The sequence below is a fragment of the Luteimonas colneyensis genome, from assembly GCF_014836665.1.
Classification (GTDB): domain Bacteria; phylum Pseudomonadota; class Gammaproteobacteria; order Xanthomonadales; family Xanthomonadaceae; genus Luteimonas; species Luteimonas colneyensis.
In genome coordinates, this window is sequence record NZ_JACSQJ010000005.1 from 77,594 (window position 1) to 102,860 (window position 25,267).

23 protein-coding genes and 2 tRNA genes are annotated in these 25,267 nt (G+C 72.5%); 3 read left to right on the plus strand and 22 right to left on the minus strand.

What is annotated here, in order from left to right; genetic code table 11:
- Positions 1-14: 14 nt before the first annotated feature.
- Positions 15-809 carry a tyrosine-protein phosphatase gene (locus tag H9645_RS09870; RefSeq protein WP_191729538.1) on the minus strand — a complete coding sequence of 265 codons (795 nt, stop codon included), beginning with the start codon at positions 807-809 and terminating at the stop codon, positions 15-17.
- A gap of 164 nt (positions 810-973) precedes the next feature.
- Here H9645_RS09870 and H9645_RS09875 point away from each other — a divergent pair, with 164 nt between their 5' ends.
- Positions 974-2,770, plus strand: a complete 1,797-nt coding sequence (locus tag H9645_RS09875) for a sensor domain-containing diguanylate cyclase (protein ID WP_191729539.1) — start codon at positions 974-976, stop codon at positions 2,768-2,770.
- Positions 2,771-2,889: 119 nt separating this feature from the next.
- On the opposite strand, the gene H9645_RS09880 is transcribed toward H9645_RS09875, so the two are convergent.
- From H9645_RS09880 to H9645_RS09975, 20 genes are all read right to left on the minus strand, one after another.
- Positions 2,890-2,963 (minus strand) — tRNA-Cys (locus H9645_RS09880).
- Positions 2,964-3,010: 47 nt separating this feature from the next.
- A tRNA-Gly gene (locus H9645_RS09885) sits at positions 3,011-3,086 on the minus strand.
- A 135-nt stretch (positions 3,087-3,221) separates the two neighbouring features.
- Entirely contained in the window at positions 3,222-3,818 is a 597-nt protein-coding gene (gene pgsA / locus H9645_RS09890) for a CDP-diacylglycerol--glycerol-3-phosphate 3-phosphatidyltransferase (protein WP_191729540.1), read from the minus strand.
- The gene (uvrC, locus tag H9645_RS09895) at positions 3,815-5,698 is read right to left on the minus strand and encodes an excinuclease ABC subunit UvrC (RefSeq protein ID WP_191729541.1); all 1,884 of its coding nucleotides are present in this window, start codon (positions 5,696-5,698) and stop codon (positions 3,815-3,817) included. The genes pgsA and uvrC overlap by 4 nt, the downstream gene beginning before the upstream one ends.
- Positions 5,695-7,128 carry a redoxin family protein gene (locus H9645_RS09900; protein WP_191729542.1) on the minus strand — a complete coding sequence of 478 codons (1,434 nt, stop codon included), beginning with the start codon at positions 7,126-7,128 and terminating at the stop codon, positions 5,695-5,697. Before H9645_RS09900 ends, uvrC begins: the two co-directional genes overlap by 4 nt.
- Before the next feature lie 8 nt (positions 7,129-7,136).
- Entirely contained in the window at positions 7,137-7,925 is a 789-nt protein-coding gene (gene kdsB / locus H9645_RS09905) for a 3-deoxy-manno-octulosonate cytidylyltransferase (protein WP_191729543.1), read from the minus strand.
- Positions 7,926-7,958: 33 nt separating this feature from the next.
- Positions 7,959-8,963, minus strand: coding sequence for a tetraacyldisaccharide 4'-kinase (gene lpxK / locus H9645_RS09910; RefSeq protein ID WP_318240531.1), 1,005 nt, complete (start codon positions 8,961-8,963; stop codon positions 7,959-7,961).
- 43 nt (positions 8,964-9,006) lie between these two features.
- Positions 9,007-10,671 (minus strand): lipid A export permease/ATP-binding protein MsbA, encoded by a 1,665-nt coding sequence (msbA, locus tag H9645_RS09915; protein ID WP_425490238.1) that lies wholly within the window; start codon positions 10,669-10,671, stop codon positions 9,007-9,009.
- A 200-nt stretch (positions 10,672-10,871) separates the two neighbouring features.
- Positions 10,872-11,318, minus strand: coding sequence for an ExbD/TolR family protein (locus H9645_RS09920; RefSeq protein WP_191729546.1), 447 nt, complete (start codon positions 11,316-11,318; stop codon positions 10,872-10,874).
- Between the two features lie 7 nt (positions 11,319-11,325).
- Positions 11,326-12,030, minus strand: a complete 705-nt coding sequence (locus H9645_RS09925) for a MotA/TolQ/ExbB proton channel family protein (RefSeq protein ID WP_191729547.1) — start codon at positions 12,028-12,030, stop codon at positions 11,326-11,328.
- Entirely contained in the window at positions 11,924-14,509 is a 2,586-nt protein-coding gene (locus tag H9645_RS09930) for a DNA internalization-related competence protein ComEC/Rec2 (RefSeq protein WP_191729548.1), read from the minus strand. Before H9645_RS09930 ends, H9645_RS09925 begins: the two co-directional genes overlap by 107 nt.
- Before the next feature lie 333 nt (positions 14,510-14,842).
- Positions 14,843-15,592, minus strand: a complete 750-nt coding sequence (gene lolD, locus H9645_RS09935) for a lipoprotein-releasing ABC transporter ATP-binding protein LolD (protein ID WP_191729549.1) — start codon at positions 15,590-15,592, stop codon at positions 14,843-14,845.
- Positions 15,585-16,826: a lipoprotein-releasing ABC transporter permease subunit gene (locus H9645_RS09940; protein WP_191729550.1), complete on the minus strand. Its 1,242-nt coding sequence runs from the start codon at positions 16,824-16,826 to the stop codon at positions 15,585-15,587. The genes lolD and H9645_RS09940 overlap by 8 nt, the downstream gene beginning before the upstream one ends.
- A gap of 24 nt (positions 16,827-16,850) precedes the next feature.
- Complete coding sequence (locus H9645_RS09945; RefSeq protein ID WP_191729551.1) at positions 16,851-17,303, minus strand: hypothetical protein; 453 nt, start codon at positions 17,301-17,303, stop codon at positions 16,851-16,853.
- Positions 17,251-17,508 carry an FAD assembly factor SdhE gene (locus H9645_RS09950; protein ID WP_225218168.1) on the minus strand — a complete coding sequence of 86 codons (258 nt, stop codon included), beginning with the start codon at positions 17,506-17,508 and terminating at the stop codon, positions 17,251-17,253. The genes H9645_RS09945 and H9645_RS09950 overlap by 53 nt, the downstream gene beginning before the upstream one ends.
- A gap of 46 nt (positions 17,509-17,554) precedes the next feature.
- Entirely contained in the window at positions 17,555-18,346 is a 792-nt protein-coding gene (locus H9645_RS09955) for a succinate dehydrogenase iron-sulfur subunit (protein WP_191729552.1), read from the minus strand.
- A 13-nt stretch (positions 18,347-18,359) separates the two neighbouring features.
- Positions 18,360-20,150, minus strand: a complete 1,791-nt coding sequence (gene sdhA / locus H9645_RS09960) for a succinate dehydrogenase flavoprotein subunit (protein ID WP_191729553.1) — start codon at positions 20,148-20,150, stop codon at positions 18,360-18,362.
- A 13-nt stretch (positions 20,151-20,163) separates the two neighbouring features.
- On the minus strand, positions 20,164-20,571 hold the full coding sequence (gene sdhD, locus H9645_RS09965) for a succinate dehydrogenase, hydrophobic membrane anchor protein (protein WP_225218169.1): 408 nt from the start codon (positions 20,569-20,571) through the stop codon (positions 20,164-20,166).
- Positions 20,568-20,957, minus strand: a complete 390-nt coding sequence (sdhC, locus tag H9645_RS09970; RefSeq protein ID WP_191729554.1) for a succinate dehydrogenase, cytochrome b556 subunit — start codon at positions 20,955-20,957, stop codon at positions 20,568-20,570. The genes sdhD and sdhC overlap by 4 nt, the downstream gene beginning before the upstream one ends.
- 89 nt (positions 20,958-21,046) lie before the next feature.
- Positions 21,047-21,286 carry a DUF1674 domain-containing protein gene (locus H9645_RS09975; protein WP_191729555.1) on the minus strand — a complete coding sequence of 80 codons (240 nt, stop codon included), beginning with the start codon at positions 21,284-21,286 and terminating at the stop codon, positions 21,047-21,049.
- Between H9645_RS09975 and ygfZ the strand changes: the two genes are divergently transcribed.
- Both ygfZ and H9645_RS09985 read left to right on the plus strand, forming a co-directional pair.
- Positions 21,256-22,146: a CAF17-like 4Fe-4S cluster assembly/insertion protein YgfZ gene (ygfZ, locus tag H9645_RS09980; RefSeq protein WP_225218170.1), complete on the plus strand. Its 891-nt coding sequence runs from the start codon at positions 21,256-21,258 to the stop codon at positions 22,144-22,146. The two genes, H9645_RS09975 and ygfZ, sit on opposite strands and share 31 nt — an antisense overlap.
- A 129-nt stretch (positions 22,147-22,275) precedes the next feature.
- The gene (locus H9645_RS09985) at positions 22,276-22,770 is read left to right on the plus strand and encodes an OmpA family protein (protein ID WP_191729556.1); all 495 of its coding nucleotides are present in this window, start codon (positions 22,276-22,278) and stop codon (positions 22,768-22,770) included.
- A 191-nt stretch (positions 22,771-22,961) separates the two neighbouring features.
- Here H9645_RS09985 and H9645_RS09990 read toward each other — a convergent pair whose 3' ends face one another.
- Positions 22,962-25,235 (minus strand): thiamine pyrophosphate-dependent enzyme, encoded by a 2,274-nt coding sequence (locus H9645_RS09990; RefSeq protein WP_191729557.1) that lies wholly within the window; start codon positions 25,233-25,235, stop codon positions 22,962-22,964.
- Between the last annotated feature and the right edge of the window lie 32 nt (positions 25,236-25,267).

The following is a 25,267-nucleotide window of genomic DNA, read 5'->3' on the forward strand; positions in this document are numbered from 1 at the left end:
GGAGCGGCTGGACTTCAGGCGGAACGCAGGAATCGGGCCAGCAGGCCGCGATGGCGGGCGCGCGGAACCGGCGCGCCCAGGGGGGGCAGTGTATCCGGTGCGGCATTGGCCACGATGCCGGCAGGCCGCGTCTTCACCATGTGATCAGCTTCTTCGGCGCCCACGAGGGCGGCCGCGGCCTCGCGCGCTTCGGCCAGGAACGGCGGACGGCGCTCGGGATGATGGGCGTCGGTGGCCAGGATGTGGCAGTGGCCCTCGCCCACGAATTTCTCGCCCCAGTGCTTCGCCCGGCGCCCGTAGCGGCCGGTCAGCGCGCCGGCGGTGACCTGGATCCAGCAGCCGCGCTGCGAAAGCGCGACGAAGGTCTCGTAATGCTGCTCGACCCAGGTGAGTCGCTCGGGATGTGTGATCACCGGCACATATCCGGCCGCGAGCAGCTCGAACAGCGTCTCTTCCAGGCGCGGCGGGGCGACGTGGTGCGGCGGCTCGAACAGCAGGTAGCGCGATCCGGCGAGCGTGGGCACGCGGCCGTCGCGGATGCCCGCCACGAGGTGCTGGTCGAGGTGCACGTCGGCGCCCTCCACCAGCTTCAGCGCGATGCCTTCACCGTCGAGTTCGGCCTGCAGCGCGGCGATGGCGGCGCGGATGCCCGGACCGGTGTTCTCGTACAGGCCGGGATAGATGTGCGGGGTGCAGGCGGTGACGGTGATGCCGTCGGCCACGGCCATGCGCGCCATCTCCAGCGACATCGCCAGGTCGGTGGCGCCGTCGTCGATGGCCGGCAGCAGGTGGCAGTGGAGGTCGTACACGGGGCGCTTCCATGTCAGCCCGGAGAGGTGCGGACTCTACCAGCTTGAAGTCGCGGCACCATGTCGACGAGCGGTTCCGGCAGGTTCTGGCGCGCTCCTTGCTTGTCCCACCCTGGCATTCACGGCATTGCCGATAGAGTGCCGGCCCGCGTCCCGAGAGTCCCATGCCCCGCCCCCCCACGCCTCCACGTCGCTGCTGGGCCGATGCGCCCCTGCTGGCCATCCTGGTCGCGGGCAGCGCGTGGCTGTCGCTCACCCTGGCGCGCGGGCCGGGCGAGCTGTCGGGCATCTGGATCGGCAGCGGCCTGCTCGCCGGCTGGCTGCTGTCGCGGCCCACGCGCCGCTGGCCTGGCTACGTGGCGGCGACGCTGGCGGCCGACGCGGGCGCGCGCCTGCTGGTGGGGGACGCGCCGGGCTATGCCCTGGTGATCGCGTCCTGCAACGCCACGGAAGCGCTGCTGCTTGCGGGCATCGTCCGACGCCACGTCCCCGACGTACGCGCGCCGAAGGACTGGATGGCGATGGGCGGCCTGGCCACCGCGGCCACCCTGCTGGCCTGCGCGGTGTCCGGCACCGCCGCCGCGGCGGTGGCGCACCTGCTGCACGGGCAGGATTTCCGGATGGCGCTACTGGGCTGGTACGCCGCCCATGTGGTGGGCATGGTGATCGTGGCCACCACGACCCTGGTGATGCAGCGCGGCGGCCTCGGACTGTTCCTGGAGAAGGGGCGCCGGGGCAGCCTGGTCGCCACCATGGCGCTGCTGGTGGCGGTGGCGGTGACCGTGTTCCTGACCTCGTTGCCGCTGCTCTTCCTCGCCTACCCACCGCTGCTGCTGGTGGCCACACGCCATGATTTCGCCGGCGTGGCCCTGGGCGTGATCGTGCTGGGGCTGGTCGGCGGCATCGCCACCCACCTGGGCCACGGCCCGCTGTGGCTGCAGGAGGGACTGGACGACCACGGGCGGATCGCGCTGCTGCAGATCTTCCTGGCCGGCGGCTGCCTGATGACCATCCCGATGTGCCTGGCCACCGCCGAGCGCAACCGGCTGACCCGGCACCTGGCCGACAGCGAGCGCCGCTACCGGATGCTGGCCGACCACTCCCACGACGTCATCGCCCGCATCCGCGCCGACGGCGAGCGGCTGTACGTCTCGCCGTCGGTGGCCGAACTGCTGGGCTGGCAGCCCGCGCAGATGCTCGGCTCGCGCTGGGACCTGATGCATCCCGACGACCGCCCGCGGCAGCAGCAGGCCATGGCCGAGGTGCTGGACACCGGCCATCCGCGCACCGACGTCTACCGGCTGCGCCACCGCGACGGCCACTACGTCTGGGTGGAGGCGGTGGCGCGCTGCCTGCCGGCGGACGACGACGCCAACGCGCTGGACGTGATGCTGAGCGTGCGCGACATCACCCGCCGCAAGGAGGCCGAGGAGGCGCTGGCCGAAAGCCGCCGCGAACTCGAGCGCATGTCGCGCACCGATCCGCTGACCGGCCTGGCCAACCGCCGCCAGCTGGACGAACGCCTGGCGCAGGCGCTGGCGCGGCTGGGACGCGGCGGCCCGCCGGTGGCGCTGCTGTACCTGGACGTCGATCATTTCAAGCAGGTCAACGACAGCCTCGGCCACGCGGCCGGCGATGCCCTGCTGCGCGAGCTCGCGCGCCGCCTGCGCGAGAGCGTGCGCGTGACCGACCTGGTGGCGCGCCCGGGCGGCGACGAGTTCGTCCTGATGCTGGAGGATCCGGGCCCCGCTGGCGCGGAAACGGTGGCGCGCAAGGTGCTGGAGGCGACGCAGGTGCCGATCGAGGCCGAGGGCACCACGCTGGTGGTCGGCACCAGCATCGGCATCGCCTGCGCGCGCCGGCCGGTCGAATCCGCGAGCCTGATGGCCCGCGCCGACGCCGCGCTGTACGTGGCCAAGCGCGCCGGACGCAACCGCTACCACGTCGACGCAGGCGGCTGAGGCGCCGCGCCGTCAGCCGTGCAGAGGCAGTGATGCGCCCGTCTGTGTGCGGGGGTGCCGGCTCCCGCAACAGCCAGCACGCAACGAAAAAAGCCGCCCCCGGAGGGGCGGCTTTCGTCTGGAGGCCTGAGTCGGAATCGAACCGGCGTACGAGGATTTGCAGTCCTCTGCATGACCACTCTGCCATCAGGCCGATGGGCTGATACGACAAGACCCCGTTTCCGGGGCCTTGTCAAAATCTGGAGCGGGAAACGAGACTCGAACTCGCGACCCCGACCTTGGCAAGGTCGTGCTCTACCAACTGAGCTATTCCCGCGTTGAGCCCGCCATTGTACGGTTAACTGGGTGTCTGTCAACACTTTGTTACCGTGGTCTGTCGCCGGAGGCCGGCGTCGGGCACGGGGAAATTATGCATCGCCCGCGCGCAGGCGGCAACAGGTTTTGTTCCTGGTCAGTGGCGCTCGCCGGCCTTCAGTGCGGGCCAGGCGGCGCGCAGGTAGAGGAACGCCGACCAGAGCGTCAGCAGCGCAGCCACGGCCAGCATCCAGTCGCCGACGTGGAAGATCGGCTCACCGAGCCACGGCTCGGGCCGGGGCGGGTTCTTGTCCGGGGTCACGGCGTAGAGCAGGCACAGCAGGGCCACCATCTGCACCACGGTCTTGAACTTGCCGATCGCGGCCACCTTCACCGTGGCGCGCTGGCCGAGCTCGGCCATCCATTCGCGCAGCGCGGACACGGCGATCTCGCGGCCCACGATCACCGCCGCCCAGAAGGCCATCCACGGCGTGGGGTGCCCCTGCACGATCAGGAACAGCGCGGTGGCCACCATCAGCTTGTCGGCCACCGGATCGAGGAAGGCGCCGAAGGCCGAGCTCATGCCGTAGCGGCGCGCGATCCAGCCGTCGAGCCAGTCGGTGACGGCGGCCAGCGCGAACACGCCGGCGGACGCGAAGTTGCTCCACTGCCAGGGCAGGTAGAACGTGAGCACCAGCACCGGGATCAGGACGATGCGCAGCAGGGTCAGCCAGGTGGGGAGCGTCAGTTTCATGCGGTTCCGGGGGCGTCCAACCCGTGCAGTGTGGCGTAAATCCGTCCGGCGAGGGCGAGGTTGACGCCCTCCACGCGGGCGATCTCCTCGACGCCGGCGGCGCGCAGGCCGCCCAGTCCGCCGAAATGCTTGAGCAGCGCCGCGCGCCGCCGGGGGCCGATGCCGGGGATGTCCTCCAGCCGGCTGGTGCTGCGCGCCTTCTGCCTGCGGCCGCGGTGGCCGGTGATCGCGAAGCGGTGCGCCTCGTCGCGCACCTGCTGCACCAGCTGCAGGCCCGGCGAGGCGGCGCCGGGCTTCAGTTCGCGCCCGTCGGGCAGCAGCAGGGTTTCGTCGCCGGGCTTGCGCGCCTCGCCCTTGGCCACGCCGACGATCGTGATCCCCCCGTCGATGCCGAGCTCGGCCAGCACCGCGTTGGCCTGGGCCACCTGCCCTGCCCCGCCGTCGATCAGCAGCAGGTCCGGCAGCACGGCGTCGGGATTGCCGGCGGCGCGCTTGAAGCGGCGCGTCAGCGCCTGGTGCATGGCGGCGTAGTCGTCGCCGGGTTCGATGCCGGCGATGTTGTAGCGGCGGTACTGGCCGCGCACCGGGCCTTCGGCGTCGAACACCACCTGCGAGGCGACGGTGGCCTCGCCCATGGTGTGGCTGATGTCGAAGCACTCGATGCGCTTCGCCGGCTCGGGCAGGCCCAGCAGTTCGCGCAGCGATTCCGCACGCGCGGCCTGCGCCGCCTGGCTGCCGAGCTGCGCGGCCAGCGAGCTTTCGGCGTTGCGGCGCGCGAGGTCGAGGTAGCCGGCGCGCTCGCCGCGCACGCTGGTCTTGACCACGACCCTGTGGCCGGCGTTGAGCGCGAAAGCCTCCTCCAGCACGGCCACGTCGGCGATCGCGCGGTCGAGCACGATCTCGCGCGGCGGCGAGTGCGCGGTGTAGTACTGGGCGACGAAGGCCTCCAGCACCTCGGCCGGATCCTCTTCGCCGTTGGTCTTCGGGAAGAAGGCGCGCGTGCCGAAGTTGCGGCCGTCGCGGAAGGCCAGCAGCAGCACGCAGGCGTGCGGCCCCTGGGTGGCGATCGCGAGGACGTCGAGGTCGGCGGCGCGGCCATCGACGTACTGGCGGGCCTGCATGCTGCGCAGGCTGGCCAGGATGTCGCGCAGGCGCGCGGCCTCCTCGAAGTCGAGGCGGGTGGCGGCGGCCTCCATCGCGGCGCCGAGTTCGGTCAGCAGGTCGTCGCTGTGGCCTTCGAGGAACAGGCGCACGCGGCGCACCGCGGCGGCATAGTCGTCGGCGTCGACCAGGCCGACGCAGGGCGCGCTGCAGCGGCCGATCTGGTACTGCAGGCAGGGCCGCGTGCGGTTCCTGAAGACGCTGTCCTCGCAGCTGCGCAGCTTGAACAGCTTGTGCAGCAGGTTGAGGGTGTCGCGCACGGCGAGCACGCCCGGGTACGGGCCGTAGTAGCGCCCCGGCACCGACTGCGGGCCGCGGTGCAGGGCCACGCGCGGCCAGTCCTCGCGCGTCAGCAGCAGGTAGGGGTAGCTCTTGTCGTCGCGCAGCAGCACGTTGTAGCGCGGCTTCAGCGACTTGATCAGCTGGTTCTCGAGCAGCAGCGCCTCGGCCTCGGTGCGGGTGACCGTGACCTCCATGCGCGCGACCTGCGACAGCATCGCCGCGGTGCGCGCGTTCTTGGGGCTGGCGTTGAAGTAGCTGGCGACGCGCTTCTTCAGCGCGCCGGCCTTGCCGACGTAGAGCACGCCGTCGTCGGCGCCGTACATGCGGTACACGCCGGGCGCGGTGCTCAGGCCGCGCACGAAGGCCTTGCCGTCGAAGGCAGGCGGGGCCGGAGCGGTGGGCCCGGTGGGCCCGGCGGGGCCGCCCGCGCCGGTCATTCGCCGATCGGAACGTGCTTCAGGCTGCCGTCCCGGGTGTCGTAGCGCAGCACCGCATGGGCATCGGTGTCGGCGATCCAGACCGCGCCGTCCGCGGCCGCGAGGCCACAGGGCCCATGCAGGCGCTGCGGCAGCTGCACGGTGCTGAGCTCGCCGCCGCCCAGGCGCAGGGCGCGCAGGCAGTCGTTGCCGCTGTCGGCGACCCACAGCACCGGCGAGCCCGGATCGAGGGCGATGGCCTGCGGCTGCTGCAGGCGCGCCTCCCTGCGGACGCCATCGGCATTGCCGTGGCTCCAGGCGTCGGCGCCCACGAGGGTCGCGACCTGGCCGCTGCGCGCGTTGGCCGAGCGGATGGCCGACCCCGCGGCGTCGCAGACGTAGACCACCTGCTGCACCGGTGCCAGCGAGACCGGCTCGGCGAAGGCCGCCGCGGCGCCGGTGCCGTCGACCACCGCGAGCTCGCCCGAGCCCGCGACCAGCGAGATCCCCGGCGCGCCGAGGTCGAAGCGCCAGACGCGGTTGTCGCCGGCGGTGGCGATGTACAGGCTGCCCGTGGCCAGCGACGCCGCCACCGCGCGGGGCTGGTCGAGCGCGACCATGCGCGGGTCGGTCACCGGGCCCTCGGCGGGCGTGCCCGGGCGGCCGGCGCCGACCACGGTGTCGATGTCGCCGCTGCGCAGCTGGATGCGGCGCACGGCGTGGTTGCCCGCGTCGGCGATGTAGAGGGTGTCGCGCTCGATCGACAGGCCCTGCGGGCGGTTGAACGCCGCCAGCTCCGCCGGGCCGTCGATGAAACCGGAGCCGCCGCTGCCGAACTGGCGCAGCACGCGTCCGCTGAGGTCGCACTCCAGCACGCGGTGGTGGCCGCTGTCGGCGACGTAGAGGTAGCCGCCCGACAGCGCCAGTCCGGTGGGGAAGCGCAGCGGCAGCATCGGCTCGCCGCCGCGGCGCATCTCGATGCGCTCGGCGTTGAGCGAGCGCGGCGTGCCCTCGGCCTGGATCCGGCTGACCGCGGCGTCGATCGCGCGCAGCTGGCCGTCGCCGACGAAGCGCTCGCGCACGTGGCCCTCGGCGTCGACCAGGACCACGGTCGGCCAGGCCTCGATCCCGTAGTGCTGCCACAGCACCCAGTCGGCGTCATGGGCGATCGGGAAGTCGAAGCGGTGGCGCGCCAGGCGCTTGCCCGCGCGCCGCGGCTCGCGCTCGTGGTCGAAGCGCGGCACGTTCACCGCGACCACGTTCAGCCGGTCGGGATGGCGGTTGCGCAGGTGGTCGAGGTCGACCAGGGTCTGGTTGCACCAGGCCGAGCCCGCGTTGACGAAGGCGAACGCGGTCACCCGGCCAAGCAGCTGCGACATGCGCAGCGGCGCGGTGGTGTTCAACCATTCCAGGCCGGGTGGGAATTCCGGGGCAAGCGCGGCAGCATCCATGCTCCCGATTATGCCTGTCCCCGCGCGCCGGGCGCGGCCATGCGCCGCTCCGCGCGTTCCAGGTCGGCGGGCGTATCGACGCCGGGCGGGAACGGCTCCGGCGACAGCGCCACGGCGATGCGGTAGCCGTGCTCGAGCGCGCGCAGCTGCTCCAGCGACTCGGTGCGCTCCAGCGGCGTCGGTGGCAGCGCGGCGAAGCGCTTCAGGAAGCCGGCGCGGTAGGCGTAGATGCCGATGTGGCGCAGCCACTGGTGGCCGTCCGGCAGCCGGGCACGGCCTTCGGCGGTGGACCAGGCGTCGCGCGGCCACGGGACCGGCGCACGGCTGAAGTACAGGGCGTCGCCGCTGGCGGCCCGCACCAGCTTCACCGCGTTGGGGTCGGCGAGCGTGGCGGCGTCCTCGACCGGCGTGGCCAGGGTCGCCATGTCGGCGCCGGACTCGACCAGGGCCGCGGCCACGGCGCGGATGCCGGCGGCCGGCGCGAAGGGCTCGTCGCCCTGCAGGTTCACGACCACGGTGTCGTCCGGCCAGCCGGCGATGGCGGCGCATTCGGCGAGACGGTCGCTGCCCGAGGCGTGGTCGGGCGAGGTCATGGCGATGCGGACGCCGCTGCCGGCCAGGGCGTCGGCGATGCGCGCGTCGTCGGCAGCGACCCAGACCGCGTCGGCGCCGGCGGCGAGCGCGCGGCGGGCGACGTGGAGGACGAGCGGCTCGCCGGCGAGCAGGCGCAGCGGCTTGCCGGGCAGGCGCGAAGCGGCATGGCGCGCGGGAATGGCGACGACGAAGGGATGGCTCATCCCGGGATTGTGCCCGCGCTCGTGCAGGAGCGGCTACAGGGGCGTGGCCGGGCGTGGAAGCCTGGCGAGCAGGGCGACCCAGAAGGCTTCGGGCAGCTCGGCCTGCACCGGCACGGCGTAGTGCCGGTCGGTAACGAAGGCGGCGCACTTCACCGCGTCCTTGGCGGTCATCAGCACCGGCAGGTCGCTGCCGAAGCGCAGGTCGTCGGCGACGTAGGCGTGGTGGTCCGGGAACGCGTGCGGCACCACCGCGATGTCCAGCGCGCGCAGCATCCCGAAGAAGCGCTCGGGGTCGCCGATGCCGGCCACGGCGTGCACGCGGCGGCCGGCGAAGGCCGACAGCGGCAGGTGGCGGCCGCCGACCAGGGGCACGGCATCGCCGGGCGCCAGCCACATCGGCCATTCGCCGAAGCCGGCGGCGAGGTCGGGGTCGTTGCCGACGTTGAGCACGCGGAAGTCGCAGCCTTCGCCGCGCGCGGCCGGTTCGCGCATCGGGCCGGCGGGGATCGGACGGCCGTTGCCGTGGCGGCGGCGGCCGTCGATGACTTCGATCTCGATGTCGCGCGCCAGCGCGTAGTGCTGCAGGCCGTCGTCGCAGACCACGACGTCGCAGCCGGCCCTGGCCAGCGCGCGCGCGGCGGCGACGCGGTCGCGGTCGACGCGCACGCGGGCCTCCGACTGGCGTGCGATCAGCACCGGTTCGTCGCCGGCCTGCGCCGGAGGCGTGCCGGGCTCCACCCACAGCGCCTTCGAGGCGTCGGCGCGGCCGTAGCCGCGGCTGGCGACGCCGGGCGTCCAGCCTTCGGCGCGCAGGCGCTCGACGATGGCGATGGTCAGCGGCGTCTTGCCGCTGCCGCCGGCCACCAGGTTGCCGACCACCAGCACCGGCACCTTCAGCGACTGCCGGCGCAGCAGGCCGATGCGGTACAGGCGCCGGCGCAGCGCGACCGCCGAGGCGTACAGCGGCGCGACCGCGGCCGCCCACAGCGGCACCCGCGCGCCGGGCTGGTACCACCACTTCGGCGCCTGGCGACTCACAGTGCGGCGCCCGCGCTTGAGGGCTTCGGCAGCCGCTGTGGCGTCATGGCGCTCCGCCCTCGCGGAACTGCATCGCGTGCAGGTGCGCGTACAGGCCGCCGCGCGCGAGCAGTTCGGCATGCGTGCCTTGCTCCACCATCCGGCCCTGGTCGAACACCAGCACCTGGTCGGCGTGCTCGATGGTCGACAGCCGGTGCGCGACGACCAGCGTGGTGCGGTCGGGCATCAGCCGCTGCAGCGCGTCCTGCACCAGGCGCTCGGACTCGGTGTCGAGCGCGGCGGTGGCCTCGTCGAGGATCAGGATCGGCGCGTCGCGCAGGATCGCGCGCGCGATCGCCAGGCGCTGGCGCTGGCCGCCCGAGAGCAGCGAGCCGTTCTCGCCGATCGGCGTATCCAGGCCCTGCGGCAGGCGTTCGATGAACTCCCAGGCGTTGGCGGCTTCGGCAGCGGCGCGGATGGACTCGCGCGGCGCCTCGATGCCGTAGGCGATGTTCGCGGCCACGGTGTCGTCGAACAGCGCCACGCGCTGCCCCACGAGCGCGATCTGCCGGCGCAGGTCGGCCAGCGGGTAGTCGGCCAGCGGCACGCCGTCGAGGGTGATGCGGCCCGAGGTCGGCTCGTAGAAGCGCGGCACCAGGCGCACCAGGCTGGTCTTGCCGCTGCCCGAGCGGCCGACGATGGCGGTCACCGTGCCGGGCGCGGCGCGGAAGCTCACTCCATCCAGCGCGCTGCCGTCGCCGCGGGCGTAGCGCAGGCCGACGTCGTCGAACACCAGCTCGCCACGCGCGCGCTCGACGCGATTGCGGCCGCGGTCGTCCTCCTCCTCGTCGTCGAGGATCGCGAACAGGCGCTCGGCGGCGGCCACGCCGCGGCCAAGCACGCTCTGCACGTTGGTGATCCGGCGCAGCGACGGGATGATGCCCATCATCGCGGTCATCAGCTTGATGAACTCGCCGGGATTCAGGCGCCCGGCCAGCGACTCGTGGATCGCGACCCAGACGATCGCCGCCAGCGCGGTCGCGGCCAGGATCTGCACCAGCGCGGACGAGGTCGCGCGCGTGGCCTCGACCTTCATGTTCAGGCCCAGCACGCGGTTGGCCAGCGCGGAATAGCGCGACTGCTCGAAGCCCTGCGCGCCGTGCACCTTGACGTCCTGCTGCGCGGCCAGCGACTGCTCGGCGCTGTGCGCCAGGTCGCCCATGCCGGTCTGGATGCCGCGGCTGATGCGCCGGTAGCGGCCGCCCACGTACCAGACCACGACGCCGATCAGCGGCGCGATCAGGATCATCGCCAGCGTGACCTTGACGCTGGTCCACAGCATCAGGCCGAACAGGAACAGGATGGTCAGGCCGTCGGCGATGATCATCTTCAGCGCGTCGGCGCTGGCCTGGGTGACCTGCTCGGTGTCGAAGTTCAGCCGGCTGACCATCTGCGGCACGGCTTCGGTGTCGAAGCGGCTGCTGGGCAGGCGCAGGTACTTGCAGAGCACCAGTTCGCGCAGGTCGCGCACCACGCTGCGGCCCACGCGCGCGATGCCGTAGTCGGTGCAGAAGGTGGCGGCGCCGCGGAGCAGGAACAGGCCGATGATCGCGGCCGGCAGGATCAGCGCCATGCGCGGCTGCGGATCGACGAAGCCCTCGTTGGTGAGCGGCTCCATCAGCCAGACGAAGGCCGCGCCGGCGGCGGCCTCGACCACCATGCCGATCATCGCCACGACCAGCAGGGCGCGGTAGTTGACGGTGTGGCCGAGGAGGCGGCGGTAGGTCTGCCAGGCGGAGGGCGGCGACGCTTCGGCCGCGGGCGGGGCGGCGCCGGCCGGGCCAGCGCTGGCGTCGGCCGTCGTCCCGGCCGGACCGGCGGCGGGCCCCGTGGCGGGACGCTGCGGCGGCGTGCGCTCGCCCGCGCTGCTCACTGCGCGGCGCCCTGCACCGCCGCGGCGCCGGCCTCGGGCGCGGTGGCGATCGAGACGCGGCGGAAGCCGAGCTGGCCGAGCGCATCCATGGCGGTCACCACGGCCTGGTGCGGGGTGCGGGCATCGGCGCGCAGCAGCACCGGGCGCTCGCGGTCCTCGCCGGCGACTTCCAGGATGGTGGCCTTGATCGACTCGACGTCGGTGCGCAGCGCCTCGCGGTCATCGATGAAATAGCGGCCTTCGGCATTGACCAGCACGCTCAGCGCGGGCTGCTCGCTGTCGACCGGGCGGGCGTCGGCGCGCGGCAGCTCGAGCTTCAGCATCGAACGCGTGTCGAAGGTGGTGGTGACCACGAAGAAGATGATCAGCACCAGGATCACGTCGATCAGCGGCACGAGGTTGATCTCGGGGATGTCCTCGGCGCGGCGGTCGCGGATGCGCATGCGCGGCTCAGGCCTCGGCGGGGCGTGCGGCGCCGTGGCCGGCGGGCGCGGCGTTCGCGCCGCCCTGCACCGGGGCGCCGGCGGCGGCCGTGGCCGCGGAACGGCGGTTGCGCGGATCCAGCGCGTCCATCAGCGCGATCGCCTCGTGCTCCATCTCGACGATGTAGCCGTCGATGCGGCCGCGGAAGTAGCGATGGAACATCAGTGCCGGCACCGCCACCACCATGCCCGCGGCGGCGCAGACCAGGGCCTTGCCGATGCCGCCGGCAAGCTCGTTCACGTCGCCCACGCCGACGTCCATGATCCCGAGGAACATCTGGATCATGCCGACCACGGTGCCGAACAGCCCCAGCAGCGGGCCGATGCCGGCGATCGTGCCGAGCGCGTTGAGATAGCGCTCCATGCGGTGCGCGAGGTGGCGGCCGACGTCCTCGACGCGCTCGCGCATCTCCTCGCGCGGGTGGTGGCGCATGTCGAGCACGCTGGCCAGCAGCGTGCCCAGCGGCGAGTTGCCGCGCAGGGATTCGATGTGCGCCGGGTCGAGCTGGCCGCCGCGGCCGACCCAGTCGCGCACCTCGCGGCCGAGGCCGGGAGGCAGCACCTGGCTACGGCGGAGCGTCCAGAACCGTTCGACGATGATCGCCAGCGCCACCGCCGACAGCAGCAGCAGGGGCAGCATCGGCCACCCGCCTGCCTTGACCAGTTCCAGCACGTATCGACTCCTGGGGCCGGGGGGCCCGCGGGGGAAACAAGGGCGCATAGGATACCGCCAGCGACGCCGCCCGCGATCCGCCCTCGCGAGCCACCGCATCCCACGGCCGGCGCCTGCGCCGACGCTCCGCCTCGACCTCCAGCCCATCCGCCCCCAGCCGCACCCGCAGCGCGCCGCCCTCCGGCGTGCCGAGCACGCGGGCACCGGCGCCGGTCCACCGCGCCACCGCGCCGGCGTCGGGATGCCCGAATCGGTTGGCATGCCCCGCCGACACCAGCGCCAGCCGCGCCCGGGTCGCGGACACGAAGCCGGCGCTCGACGAGTGCCGTGAACCGTGGTGCGGGACCGCCACCACGTCCGCCGGAAGATCGCCCGGGACGCGGCCGGCGAGCCGCTCCTCCACCGCCTCGCCGATGTCGCCCGGCAGCAGGATCGCGCCGTGGGCGGTCTCGATGCGCAGGACGCAGCTGGCCTCGTTGCGCAGGTAGGGGAAGTGCAGCGGCGGGTGCAGGAATCGGAAGCGGACGCCATCGCGCTGCCACCCGCTGCCGGCGAGGCAGTCGGCGGCGCCCTCGATGCCGGCGCCGGCCGGCGCGAACAGCGGCGCACCGGGAAAGCGGCGGCGCACCGCGTCGAGGCCGCCGGCATGGTCGGCGTCGGCGTGGCTGGCCACCATGGTGTCGATGCGGCGCACGCCCAGCGCCTGCAGCGCCGGGACCACGGCGCGCTCGCCGGCGTCCCAGCCGTCGCGCACGGCCGGCCCCATGTCGTAGAGCGTGGCGTGGCCGGCGGTGCGCAGCAGCAGCGACGTCCCCTGCCCCACGTCGAACATCACCAGCTCGACTTCGCCGTGGCGCGGCAGGTCGCGGTCGGGCCAGAGCAGCGGCAGCCAGAGCAGCAGGGCCAGCGGACGGCCGGGAACACCGCGCGGCAGCAGCAGCCAGAACGCGCCGCCCAGCGCCAGCGGCAGCGCGAACCAGGCCGGTTCGGGCAGCCACCACAGGGCGAACGGGCTGCGGCCCAGGCGCTCGAACAGCGGCCAGGACAGCTCGAACGCGGCCGCGGCCAGGCGCCAGGCGCCGGTGCCCCAGCCCGCGTGCAGCGCGTCGAGCGCGGTGCCCAGCAGCGACAGCGGCACCACCACCAGGCTCCACCACGGAACCGCGACCAGGTTCGCGAGCGGACCGGCCAGCGAGGCCTGGCCGAACAGGATCGCGGTCAGCGGCAGCAGCCCCAGCGTGGCCACCCACTGCGCCGAAAGGAAGTCGCGCAGCGGCCTGCGCCCCGCGTCGGGCAGGCACCACAGCAGCCAGGCCACGCCGCCGAAGCTGAGCCAGAAGCCGGCGGACAGCAGCGCCAGTGGATCAACCAGGACGATGACGATCGCGGCCAGCGCCAGCGATCCCGACAGGCGCAGCGGCCGCCGTCCGAGCCGCGCCGCGACCGCCACCGCGATCATCAGCACCGTGCGCACGGTGGGCAGGGCGAATCCGGCGACGCCCGCGTAGGCGACCGCACCGGCCAGCGCCGCCAGGGCCGCGGCCTGCGGGCGCGGCATGGCATGGCCGAGCGCGGGGAACAGCCGCCACAGCGCCCCGCCCAGCAGCGCGAACGCACCGGCGACCAGGCCGACGTGGAAGCCTGAGATAGCAATCAGGTGGGTGAGCCCGGTCGCGCGCAGCAGATGCCAGTCGTCGTCGTCCAGGGCACGGGTGTCGCCGAGCGCGAGCGCGCGCACGTAGCGCGACGCCCCGCCCGGCACCACCGTGGCGATGCGCATGGCGACGCGGTCGCGCCACGCATCGAGGCCACGCGGCGGCGACAGCTGCAGCGCCGTCGCCTGTTCGCGCACGTAACCGCTGGCCGCGATGCGCGCGGCGAGCGCGTGGCGCTCGGCATCGAAGCCACCGGGATTGCGCAGGCCGCGCGGCGCGCGCAGGCGCAGCTGCAGCCGCCACTCGGCGCCGGGCCGCAGTTCATGGCGGCGCGAGGGCTCGTCGGACCATTCGTTGTCGTACCAGGTCAGGCGCAGCTTCGCGCCGCGGAGGGCGCGCGGGAGGGCGGGATCGTCGTGGACGCGGAGCTGGAAGCGGGTGCGGCGCGCCTCGGCCTCGGGCAGGCCGACGATGCGGCCCTCGACGGTGAAGTCGCCGCGCTCGTGCTGCGCCGGCAGCTGGCCGCCCAGCGAGGCCAGCGCGTGCAGGCCGCAGAGGGCGAAGCCCGCCACCGCCGCCCCGCCCCAGCGCCAACGCCCGGGCATGCGCCACCAGCCCGCACATCCCGCGGCCAGCAGCACCAGGAGCACGGCCACGTGCGGCAGCGCCGGCAGCGCCAGGCACCCCAGCGCCCCCAGCACCAGCGCGCCCGCGGCCCCGGCCCCGAACGCCGCCACCGGGAGCGGGAGCGGGACCTGGGCCGGGACCTGGGCGGGGATCTGGCCCGGGTCCGTCCCTGTCGGAGCAGCTACCGCTGCGACCACGACAGCCCCCGTGCCCCAATGCCGAACCAGCCGCGCCCCGGAGCACGACCTTCGCGGACCGCATGGAAGCTGCACGGGAACATGCCCGGCAGCTTGCCGGACCGCCGGACCCGCCGGCAGCGGCGGACGCCGCGGTGGTGCGTAGGGATCCGCCGCCGGCCGGCGGGGTGCGCCCTCGCCGAGAGGGTCGCAGCTGTAGCTGCTCCTACAGGGAGGAGGAGCGGCGGAGGGCGTGGCGGTGAAAGGTCGGGCGCGGAGAGTTGGGCGCCGAGAGGGTTCGGCGGCCGGGGGCGTGGCGTGGGGTCGGTCGAGGGTGGTGCGGCGGCGGTCGGACTACGCGTCTGCGGGGGCGATCTCGCGCAGGCGGCCTTCGTGCAGTTCGAGGACGCGGTCGAGGCGGCGGGCCAGGCTGCGGTCGTGAGTGACCAGGACCAGGCTGGTGCGCTCGGCGCGGTTGAGCTCGAGCATCAGCTCGAACACGGTCGCGGCGGTCTTCTCGTCGAGGTTGCCGGTGGGCTCGTCGCCGAGGACGCAGGCGGGACGGTTCACCAGGGCGCGCGCGACCGCGGCACGCTGGCGCTCGCCGCCGGAGAGTTCGCCCGGCTTGTGCTCGAGGCGATGGCCCAGGCCGACGCCTTCGAGCAGCGCGCGCGCCCGCGTCGCGGCATCGGGCACGCCCGCTCCCGACAGCAGCACCGGCAGCATCACGTTCTCCAGCGCGGTGAACTCGGGCAGCAGGTGGTGGAACTGGTAGACGAAGCCGAGCGCGCGGTTGCGCAGGCGGCCGCGGTCGGCGTCGGAGAGCGCGCTCATGCGCTGGCCGGCGACGTAGACCTCGCCCGCGGTCGGCGTGTCGAGTCCGCCGAGCAGGTGCAGCAGGGTGCTCTTGCCCGCGCCCGACGCGCCGAGGATGGCCACGGTCTCGCCCGCGGCGACCGTCAGGTCCAGGCCGTCGAACACCGGCGTGTGCATGCGGCCTTCGGCGTAGGTCTTGCCGAGGGCGTGCGCGCCGACCACCTCGTCGGCCGGACGGGCCGCGTCCACGCCGGCGTCCGCGGCGGATCCCAGGGCCGTCCTACTCATAGCGCAGCGCCTCCGCCGGCGCCGTGCGCGCCGCGCGCCGGGCCGGGTAGATGGTGGCCAGGAAGGCCATGGCCAGCGCCACGATCGCGACGATGGTGATGTCCCGGGGGCTGAGGTCGGTCGGCAGCCCGGTGATGTAGTAGACGTCGGCCGGCATCAGCTCGGCGCCGGTGACCTTCTCGATCAGGCGCAGGATGTGTTCGAGGTTGAGCGTCAGCAGCACGCCGCCGACCACGCCCAGCACCGTGCCCAGCACGCCGATCAGGGTGCCCTGCACCATGAACACCTGCATCACGCCGCGCGGGGTGAGACCGAGCGTGCGCAGGATCGCGATGTCGGATTGCTTGTCGGTGACCAGCATCACCTGCGAGGACACCAGGTTGAACGCGCCCATCGCGATGATCAGCGACAGCAGGATCGCGATCATGGTCTTCTCGAGCTTCAGCGCGCGGAACAGGTGCGCGTTCTCCATGGTCCAGTCGCTGACCATGTAGGGGCCTTCCAGCTTCAGCGCGAGGTCGCGCGCGACCGCGTAGGCCTGGTCCATGTCGTGCATCTGCAGGCGCACGCCGGTGACGCCGTCGCCCATGCGCAGCAGGCGCTGCAGGTCCTCGATGTTGACCACGGCCAGGCCGCGGTCGAAGTCCTGGTAGCCGGCCTCGAAGATGCCGCTGACGGTGAAGCGCTTGAGCTGCGGCACCGCGCCCATCGGCGTGGCCTGGAAGTCGGTGGTGGCGACCACGCTGTCGCCCAGGCGCACGCCGAGCCACAGCGCGAGTTCGCGGCCGAGCACGATGTTGTAGCTGCGCGGCGTCAGCGTCTCGAGGCTGCCCTCGACCATGCGTTCGCCGAGGATCGACACCCTGGCCTCGTCGTCCGGGCGCACGCCGCGCAGCATCGCCGGCTCGCGGCGCTTGCCCGACAGCAGGGCCTCGGTGGAGATGTAGGGCGCGGCGGCGGCCACGCGCGGGTCGGCGTTGCCGGCGTCCACGGCCTCGCGCCAGTTGGCCATCGGCTCGCCGTGGGCGCTGACCGTCGCGTGCTGCGTCATCTGCAGCATGCGGTCGCGGATCTCGCGCTGGAAGCCGCTCATGACCGCGAGCGTGGTGATCAGCGCGGTCACGCCGATGGCGATGCCGAGGATCGAGGCCAGGGAGATGAAGGAGATGAAGCCGTTGCGGCGCTTGGCGCGCAGGTAGCGCAGGCCGATGGCGACAGGCAGTGGTTTGAACATCGGGTCTCGCCGGCTCGAAGGCCGCTATGGTGCCACCGATGGCCGTCTGCGCGCAGTGCAGGCCCGATCGGCGGCCAGTCGGAGTTCACGGCGCCAGCGCGACGGCAGGGTGTCGGGCCACCACGCCAGGCGCATGCGGCGGCCGGCCGGGTCGCGCCAGGCCATGAAGGCCAGCGGCCCGCGCCACTGCAGCCGGACATCGGCGGCCTCGACGTCCCCGACCAGCACGCGGCCGTCCGCGGTGAAGAGCACGCTGGTGGCGGGACGCCGCCATTCGCGCCAGGCCAGGTGCAGGCCGTGCATCAGGGCCGCGGCCGCGAGCAGCCAGGACGCCGGGCGCGCGAGTTCGCTGGCCAGCACCGCGAGCGGGGCCAGCACGGCCAGCACCAGCAGCGCGGCCAGCAGCCAGCGCGAGGGCCGCCAGTCAATGCGGCAGGGCGGCGATCCTGCGGACGAGGGCTTCGAGTGCGGCGTCATCCGGACGTTCGTGGCCGAGGAACCATTTCCACAGCCTATCGTCCTCGCTGTCGAGCAGCCGCAGGAAGGTTTCGCGCTCGTGCGTCGGGGAATCCCGCCAGCCCTGCTCCAGCCAGCGCTCGAGCAGCCGGTCGAGCTCGCGCATGCCGCGGCGGCAGCGCCAGCGCAGGCGGCGGAGCTCGGCCTCGTCGTCGTGCATGGTCATCGCGTGCCCGGAACGATCGCGCCGGCGGTGGCCGGCGCGTCGTGGATCAGACCTGGCGCTCCAGCATCAGCTGCTTGATCGAGCCGATCGCCTTGGCGGGGTTCAGCCCCTTCGGGCAGGTCCGGGTGCAGTTCATGATGGTGTGGCAGCGGTAGAGCTTGAACGGATCCTCGAGGTCGTCCAGGCGCTTGCCGGTGTCCTCGTCGCGGGAATCGACAATCCAGCGGTAGGCCTGGAGCAGGATCGCCGGGCCGAGGTAGCGGTCGCCGTTCCACCAGTAGCTGGGGCACGAGGTGCTGCAGCAGGCGCAGAGGATGCACTCGTAGAGGCCGTCGAGCTTGGCGCGGTCGGCCTTCGACTGCAGCCGCTCGCGGTCCGGCGGCGGCGAGCTCTGGGTGCGGATCCAGGGCTGGATCGAGGCGTACTGCGCATAGAAATGGGTCAGGTCCGGGACCAGGTCCTTGACCACCTCCATGTGCGGCAGCGGGTAGATCGGCACCTCGCCCTTGCCCTTGCTGCAGTCGTCGATCGCCTTGGTGCAGGCCAGCGTGTTGGTGCCGTCGATGTTCATCGCGCACGAACCGCAGATGCCTTCGCGGCAGGACCGGCGGAAGGTCAGCGTGGGGTCGATCTCGTTCTTGATCTTGATCAGCGCGTCGAGAACCATCGGGCCGCACTTGTCGAGGTCGACCTCGTAGGTGTCGGTGCGCGGGTTCTCGGTGTCGTCGGGGCTCCAGCGGTAGACCTTGAACTGGCGCACGCGCGTGGACCCCGCCGGCGCGGCGAAGTGCTTGCCCTTGTGGACCTTGGAGTTCCTGGGAAGGGAGAATTCGGCCATCTGCTTATCGATCCTAGTAGACGCGCGCAACGGGCGGGACGACTTCGACCTCGTCGTCGAGCGTGTACATGTGCACCGGGCGGTAGTCGATGCGGGTGTTGCCGGCATCGTCGACCCAGGTCAGCGTGTGTTTCTGCCACTCGGCGTCGTTGCGGTCCGGGAAGTCCTCGCGGGCATGGGCGCCGCGCGACTCCTTGCGGTTCTCCGCCGACACGATGGTCGCCAGCGACAGGCCGAGCAGGTTCTGCAGCTCCATGGTCTCGATCAGGTCCGAGTTCCAGACCAGCGAGCGGTCGCTGACCTTGACGTCGGCGAACGAGGCGTGGATCTCGCGGATCTTCGCCACGCCCTCGGCCAGGGTCTCGCCGGTGCGGAACACCGCGGCGTCGGCCTGCATGGTGCGCTGCATGTTGTCGCGGATCACCGCCGTCGGCGTGCCGCCGTTGGCGTTGCGCAGGCGGTCGAGGTTGGCCAGCGCCTTGTCGCAGGCATCGCCCGCCAGGCGCTTGTGCGGCGCGCCCGGCCTGATGGTCTCGGCGCAGCGGTTGGCGACCGCGCGGCCGAACACCACCAGGTCGAGGAGCGAGTTCGAGCCCAGGCGGTTGGCGCCGTGCACCGACACGCAGGCCGCCTCGCCGATGGCGTACAGGCCCGGCACGACCGCATCGGGATTGCCGTCCTTCAGCTGCACCACTTCGCCGTGGTAGTTGGTCGGGATGCCGCCCATGTTGTAGTGGACGGTGGGGATGACCGGGATCGGCTGCTTCTCGACGTCGACGCCGGCGAAGATCCGCGCGCTCTCGGCGATGCCGGGCAGCTTCTCGTGGATGTCCTTCGGGTCGAGGTGGGTCAGGTCGAGGTGGATGTGGTCCTTGTGCTCGCCGACGCCGCGGCCTTCGCGGATCTCGATGGTCATCGAGCGGCTGACGACGTCGCGGCTGGCGAGGTCCTTGGCGTTGGGCGCATAGCGCTCCATGAAGCGCTCGCCGTTGCTGTTGCGCAGGATGCCGCCTTCGCCTCGCACGCCCTCGGTGATCAGGCAGCCGGCGCCGTAGATGCCGGTCGGGTGGAACTGCACGAACTCCATGTCCTGCAGGCCCAGGCCGGCGCGCAGCGCCATGCCGCCGCCGTCGCCGGTGCAGGTGTGCGCGGAGGTCGCGCTGAAGTAGGCGCGGCCGTAGCCGCCGGTCGCCAGCACCGTGCCCTGGGCGCGGAACAGGTGCAGCGTGCCCTCGGCCATGTCGATGGCGAGCACGCCGCGGCAGACGCCCTCCTCGTCCATGATCAGGTCGAGCGCGAAGTACTCGATGAAGAACTCCGCCTGGTGCGCCAGCGACTGCTGGTACAGCGTGTGCAGCATGGCGTGGCCGGTGCGGTCGGCCGCGGCGCAGGTGCGCTGGGCGATGCCCTTGCCGTAGTGCGTGGTCATGCCGCCGAAGGGGCGCTGGTAGATCTTGCCTTCCTCGGTGCGCGAGAACGGCACGCCCTGGTGCTCGAGCTCGATGATCGCCGGGATGGCCTCGCGGCACATGTACTGGATGGCGTCCTGGTCGCCCAGCCAGTCGGAGCCCTTGATGGTGTCGTAGAAGTGGAAGCGCCAGTCGTCCTCGCCCATGTTGCCGAGCGCGGCGGAGATGCCGCCCTGCGCCGCCACCGTGTGCGAGCGGGTCGGGAAGACCTTGGTGATGCAGGCGGTGCGCAGGCCCTTCTGCGCCAGGCCGAAGGTGGCGCGGAGGCCGGCGCCGCCGGCGCCGACCACGATCATGTCGTACTTGTGTTCGGTGATCTTGTAGGCGTTGGTCATGTCGTCGTCCGCGTCAGGCGAGCAGCGCGATGCGGGCGATCGCGTACAGCGACGCCAGCGCGCCGAGGCTGCAAAGGAGGATGTTGAGCAGCAGCAGGGCCAGCTCGGCGGCGCGGTTGTGGACGTAGTCCTCGATCACCACCTGGATGCCGAGCTTGGCGTGCCAGAACAGCGCGGCCACGAACAGCGCCATCAGGATCGCGTTGTACGGGCGCGAGAAGACCTCGTGCACCTGGCCCAGGTCGGCGCCGACGAAGGACACCAGGGTCCCGACCAGCCACGGCACCAGCAGCGCCAGCACCACGGCGGTGGCGCGCTGCCACCAGAAATGGCCGGTGCCGGACTTCGCCGAACCCAGGCGGCGCGCGCGCTTGAGCGGCGTGCGGTAGTCCGGGATGGCCTTGGACTGGACGTCGGTCATGCCGCACCTCCCATCGCGAAGAACCAGATCAGCGCGGTCAGCACCACGGTCAGGCCGAAGACCAGGTAGCCGGAGCGGTAGACCTCGGGCAGTTCGAAGCCCCAGCCGGCATCCCAGAGCAGGTGGCGGACGCCGTTGAGCAGGTGGTAGACCAGCGCCAGCGAGAAGCCGAACAGCGCCAGCTTGCCCAGGGGCGAGGCCAGGCAGGCGGCCGCGGAGGCATAGGCTTCACCACCGGCGGCGACCGCGAGCAGCCACCAGGCCAGCCCGAACGCACCGACCACCAGGGCGATGCCCGTGGCGCGGTGCAGGATCGACATGAGCATGGTGATCTGCCAGCGGTACACCTGGAGGTGCGGCGACAGGGGGCGGTTGGGGTGTGTCATCGCGGCAGGCATCTCTCGCTGGGCGGCGCTGGCGCCGCGTTGGCTTCTACGACAAGTGGTACGTCGGCCGCGTCCTGCGGCCCGCGGCATCAGAAATCGATGCAGCGTCCGTTCTTTTCCCAGTCCCCGTAGCGCGTCGGATCCAGACCTTCGCGTCCACCGTGCTCGGGCGCCGCGGGCGGCGTCGCAGGGGTGGCCTTCGTCCCGCCCGATGCTGTGTCCGGGGCGGCCTCAGGCGGCGTTTCGCCTATGATTGCGGGGTCTGGCACGAGCCGAAGTTTACGTCCCGGAGCACAGTTTGGACAAGCCAGCCGCCGCCAAGGCGCCATTTTTCGCCCTTTCCGACCACGCCCTGCTCGCCCTCGAGGGGCGCGACGCGATCGCGTTCGCGCAGGCGCAGTGCATGAGCGACGTCGCATCCCTCGCCGACGGCCAGTGGCAGTGGAGCGGCTGGCTGTCGCCCAAGGGCCGCGTGCAGGCGCTGTTCGCACTGCTGCGCACGGGCCCGGAGAGCATCTGGCTGCTGCTGCCCGACGGCGATGCCGGCGCGCTGAAGGCGGCGATGGAGCGCTTCGTGTTCCGCAGCAAGGTGAAGCTGCGGGTGCCTGGGGAGCTGTCGCTGTGCGGCTCGTTCACCGCCCCCGGCGCGGCGTCCGGCGCGATGGCGGCGACCGATGCCGGGGGACGCGTCGAACTCGACCTCGGCGACGGCACGAGCCCGCGGACGCTGCGCATCTGCCCCGGCTGCTCCGCGCCGGCGGACAGCGCCGCCCTCGCCCGCTGGCGCGCCTTCGACCTGGTGCATGGCCTGCCGCGCCCGGGACCCGATGGCCTGGAGGCCTGGACACCGCAGCAGCTGTCGCTCGACCGCCTGCATGCCTACAGCGTGCGCAAGGGTTGCTACCCGGGCCAGGAGATCGTCGCGCGCACGCACTTCCTCGGGCAGGCGAAGCGCGGGCTCGGGCTGTTCGCCGCCGACTCCGCGCCCGCCGTCGAGGCCCAGGTGATGGAAGGCGAGCGCGCGATCGGCACCGTGGCCTCCGCGGCAGCCGCCGCCGGGGAGGCGGACGGGCATGCGGCGCTGGTGCTGGCCGTGCTGCCGCTGCAACGGCCCGCGGACGCCCCGGGGCTTGCCGTTGACGGGATGCCGCTGGTGCCACTGCCGCTGCGGGACGGCCTCGCCCGCTGATCCCGCAGTTCCTGGAAACGCGACCCAGGTTGCAGAAGCGTCACGCGTGCGGGCTATGCTCGGGCACAGGGGATCCGGAGGGACGCCAGGCATGGTGCCTGGCGCAGCTGCACACCAAGGGGACCATCCATGCATCGATGCACGAAGCCGCTGCTGGCGGCATTCGCCACCGCCTGCCTCGCCACCGCCTGCTCCACCACGCCGGCGCCCGCACCCGCACCTGATCCCGCGCCGCCCGCGCCGGCCTCGTTCGAGCACACGCTCTCGGGCGATGCGCTGTTCGCGTTCGGCAAGGCCAGCGTGGCGAACCTGAGCGACGCCGGTCGCGCCGAACTGGACGCGCTGGCCGCGCGCGTGCTGGCGACACCGGGGATCGACATGGTCCACGTGATCGGCCACAGCGACCGCATCGGCCGGGACGCGGCCAACGTCGAGCTGTCGCGCAAGCGCGCGGCCGCGGTGCGTGACCACCTGGTCGCCGCCGGCGTGCCGGAGGACAAGGTCACCGCCGTGGGCCGCGGCAGCGTCGAGCCGGTCGCTACCTGCGAAGGCGAGCGCGGCCAGGCGCTGATCGACTGCCTGGCGCCCAACCGTCGCGTGGAGGTACGGGTCGTCGCCCCCTGACACTCGCCCCCTGATACGCCCCTCCCTGTAGGCAGCTATAGCTGCGACCGGCGGCCACGGTCAGCCGACGGCGTGGAGACACTGACGCCGTCGAGACACAGGTCGCAGCTGTAGCTGCTCCTACGGGTTGCCAGCCCGCGCCGGCCTGCGCGTGGCCGGCGCGAGGCAGGGGATCGCGATGAACCTCGCGGTCAGCCCGCCAGCCGGTCCGCGGCGGCGACGATCTGCTCTTCGGACGGGATCACCAGGAAGGCGGCACCCGCGAGCGGGGTGAAGGTGTCCGCGCCCACCACGCGCTGCAGCGGGATGTCGGCCAGGCCGCCCTCCACCAGCGCGGTGATGATGCCCTCGCCCACGCCGGCGCTGCGACGTCCTTCGTCGACGACGAGGATGCGCTTCGCACCCGCCGCCTGTTCGCGGATGAAGCCTTCGTTGAGCGGGGCCAGCCAGCGCAGGTCAACCACGCGTACCTTCCAGCCGTGCTTCGCCTCGATCGCGCGCGCCGCGCGCAGGCTCATCGGCACGCCGTTGCCGAAGGTGAAGACCACCAGGTCGTCGGCGCCGTCGCCGTAGACCCGGCCCTCGCCCAGCGGCATCGCCTCGCCCGGCGCCGGGAACTCCGTCAGCCAGCCGCCGTCGCCGGCCTCGTGCAGGTCCTTGGCCATGTACAGCGCGATCGGCTCGAGGAAGGCGCAGACGCGGCCGTCGACCTTCGCCAGCGCCATCAGCGTGCGCAGCATGGTGACCGCGTCGTCGCCGCGGCTCGGGCAGCCGACCACCAGGCCCGGGATGTCGCGCAGCGCGGTGATCGAGTTGTCGTTGTGGAAATGCCCACCGAAGCCGCGCTGGTAGCCCAGCGAGGCAATGCGCATCACCATCGGGTTGCGGTACTGGCCGTTGCTGAAGAACTGCAGGGACGCCGCTTCGCCGCGGATCTGGTCGCAGGCGTTGTGGAAGTACGCCAGGTACTGGATCTCGGGCATGGGCAGCAGGCCCATGTTCGCGTAGCCCTGCGCCAGCCCGAGGATCACGGTCTCGTCGAGCAGGGTGTTGAACACGCGACGCGGGCCGAAGGCCTTCTGCAGGCCCTTGGTGACGGTGTAGACGCCGCCCTTCTGCGCCACGTCCTCGCCGAACAGCAGGGTCTCGGGGTACTTCGCGAACAGGTCGTGCAGCGCCTGGTTGATCTGGATGGCGAGGTGCTTGGGCGGCTGGTGCTCGGGCAGCTTCGCTTCGCCGCCGAAGACCTCGAGGCGGCGGTCGCCATAGTCGGCGCGCGCGGCTTCGGCGGCCACCGCGTCCGGCGTGTACGGCGCCAGCGGTGCCATCACGTCCTCCAGCGAGTCCAGGCGCGGCCGGCGGTCGGCGTCCTCGGCGGCGGCGAAGCACTTCGCGCGCGTGGCTTCGTACAGGTCGAGGACATCGTCCTTCGACATCAGCCCCGATTCCAGCGCGATCGCGGCCGAGCGCAGCAGCGGGTCGGTGGCCTCGACCGCGCACAGCTCCTCGATCGAACGCCATTCGATCTCGAAGTCGGTGCCGGCGTGACCCATGATCCGGGTGGTGCGCAGGTGCAGGAAGGTCGGGCGACGGGTGCGGCGGCAGTGCTCGACCGCCTTCTGCACGTCACCGTAGCCCGAGGCGAGGTCGAGGCCGTCGGCTGCGAAGTAGTCCAGGTCCGGGCGCTGGCTGAAGTTGCGCGCGATCCAGCCGTCGGGCGTCTTCACCGAGATGCCGATGCCGTTGTCTTCGCACACGAACAGCACCGGCGCCGGCAGCTTCTGGTACGCGGTCCACGCCGCGACGTTGAACGCGGTCTGCGCGGTGGCGTGGTTGCTGGACGCATCGCCGAAGGAGCAGATGGCGATGCTGTCGGCCGGGATCGGCAGCGCATGGCCGATGCGTCGCGCCTGCTCGATCGCCACCGCCGTGCCGAAGGCCTTGGGCAGGTGCGAGGCGATGGTGGAGGTCTGCGGCAGCACCCACAGCGGCTTGCTGCCCCACACCTTGTGGCGGCCGCCGGACGCGGGATCCTCCTTCGAGGCCGCGAACGACAGCGCTGAATCCATCACCGGATCCATGCCCGGCAGCTTGCGGAAGCGCTCGGCCATGAAGCCGCCGGAGCGGTAGTGCAGGAACGCCGGATCGGTGTGGCGCGTCGCGCGCGCGACCATGGCATTGCCTTCGTGGCCGCTGGAACCGATGGTGTAGAAAACCTTGTTCTGCACCCGCAGCACGCGCGCCATCAGGTCGAGGTGGCGGCTGATCAGCTGCGATTCGAACAGCTCGCGGAAACCGCGGGCGTCGAGCGCGCTGCCGGAGAGGACGGCTTCGTCATCACCGGGCGCCTGCCCGGCGCGGCCTTCCCAGCCGCGCACGAACTCGCTGAAGTTGACGTCGCAGATCTCGGCGCGGTTGAGGCCGCGCATGCGGGCGGGGATGGGGTTGGAAACGGCCTGCGGCATGGCGATACGGGTTCCGTGGTCAGGGCGTCGCC

Excerpts from the sequence above, each read along its gene's own strand:
- H9645_RS09900 (WP_191729542.1), bottom strand. The coding sequence starts at position 7,128 with ATGGATGCTGCCGCGCTTGCCCCGGAATTCCCACCCGGCCTGGAATGG.
- H9645_RS09975 (WP_191729555.1), bottom strand. The coding sequence starts at position 21,286 with ATGGCGCCTTGGCGGCGGCTGGCTTGTCCAAACTGTGCTCCGGGACGT.
- H9645_RS09950 (WP_225218168.1), bottom strand. The coding sequence starts at position 17,508 with ATGACCATGCACGACGACGAGGCCGAGCTCCGCCGCCTGCGCTGGCGC.
- H9645_RS09940 (WP_191729550.1), bottom strand. The coding sequence starts at position 16,826 with ATGTTCAAACCACTGCCTGTCGCCATCGGCCTGCGCTACCTGCGCGCC.
- kdsB (WP_191729543.1), bottom strand. The coding sequence starts at position 7,925 with ATGAGCCATCCCTTCGTCGTCGCCATTCCCGCGCGCCATGCCGCTTCG.
- sdhD (WP_225218169.1), bottom strand. The coding sequence starts at position 20,571 with ATGACCGACGTCCAGTCCAAGGCCATCCCGGACTACCGCACGCCGCTC.
- lolD (WP_191729549.1), bottom strand. The coding sequence starts at position 15,592 with ATGAGTAGGACGGCCCTGGGATCCGCCGCGGACGCCGGCGTGGACGCG.
- sdhC (WP_191729554.1), bottom strand. The coding sequence starts at position 20,957 with ATGACACACCCCAACCGCCCCCTGTCGCCGCACCTCCAGGTGTACCGC.
- H9645_RS09985 (WP_191729556.1), top strand. The coding sequence starts at position 22,276 with ATGCATCGATGCACGAAGCCGCTGCTGGCGGCATTCGCCACCGCCTGC.
- H9645_RS09875 (WP_191729539.1), top strand. The coding sequence starts at position 974 with ATGCCCCGCCCCCCCACGCCTCCACGTCGCTGCTGGGCCGATGCGCCC.
- H9645_RS09945 (WP_191729551.1), bottom strand. The coding sequence starts at position 17,303 with ATGACGCCGCACTCGAAGCCCTCGTCCGCAGGATCGCCGCCCTGCCGC.
- H9645_RS09920 (WP_191729546.1), bottom strand. The coding sequence starts at position 11,318 with ATGCGCATCCGCGACCGCCGCGCCGAGGACATCCCCGAGATCAACCTC.
- sdhA (WP_191729553.1), bottom strand. The coding sequence starts at position 20,150 with ATGACCAACGCCTACAAGATCACCGAACACAAGTACGACATGATCGTG.
- H9645_RS09955 (WP_191729552.1), bottom strand. The coding sequence starts at position 18,346 with ATGGCCGAATTCTCCCTTCCCAGGAACTCCAAGGTCCACAAGGGCAAG.
- H9645_RS09990 (WP_191729557.1), bottom strand. The coding sequence starts at position 25,235 with ATGCCGCAGGCCGTTTCCAACCCCATCCCCGCCCGCATGCGCGGCCTC.
- msbA (WP_425490238.1), bottom strand. The coding sequence starts at position 10,671 with ATGATCGGCATGGTGGTCGAGGCCGCCGCCGGCGCGGCCTTCGTCTGG.
- uvrC (WP_191729541.1), bottom strand. The coding sequence starts at position 5,698 with ATGACCGGCGCGGGCGGCCCCGCCGGGCCCACCGGGCCCACCGCTCCG.
- pgsA (WP_191729540.1), bottom strand. The coding sequence starts at position 3,818 with ATGAAACTGACGCTCCCCACCTGGCTGACCCTGCTGCGCATCGTCCTG.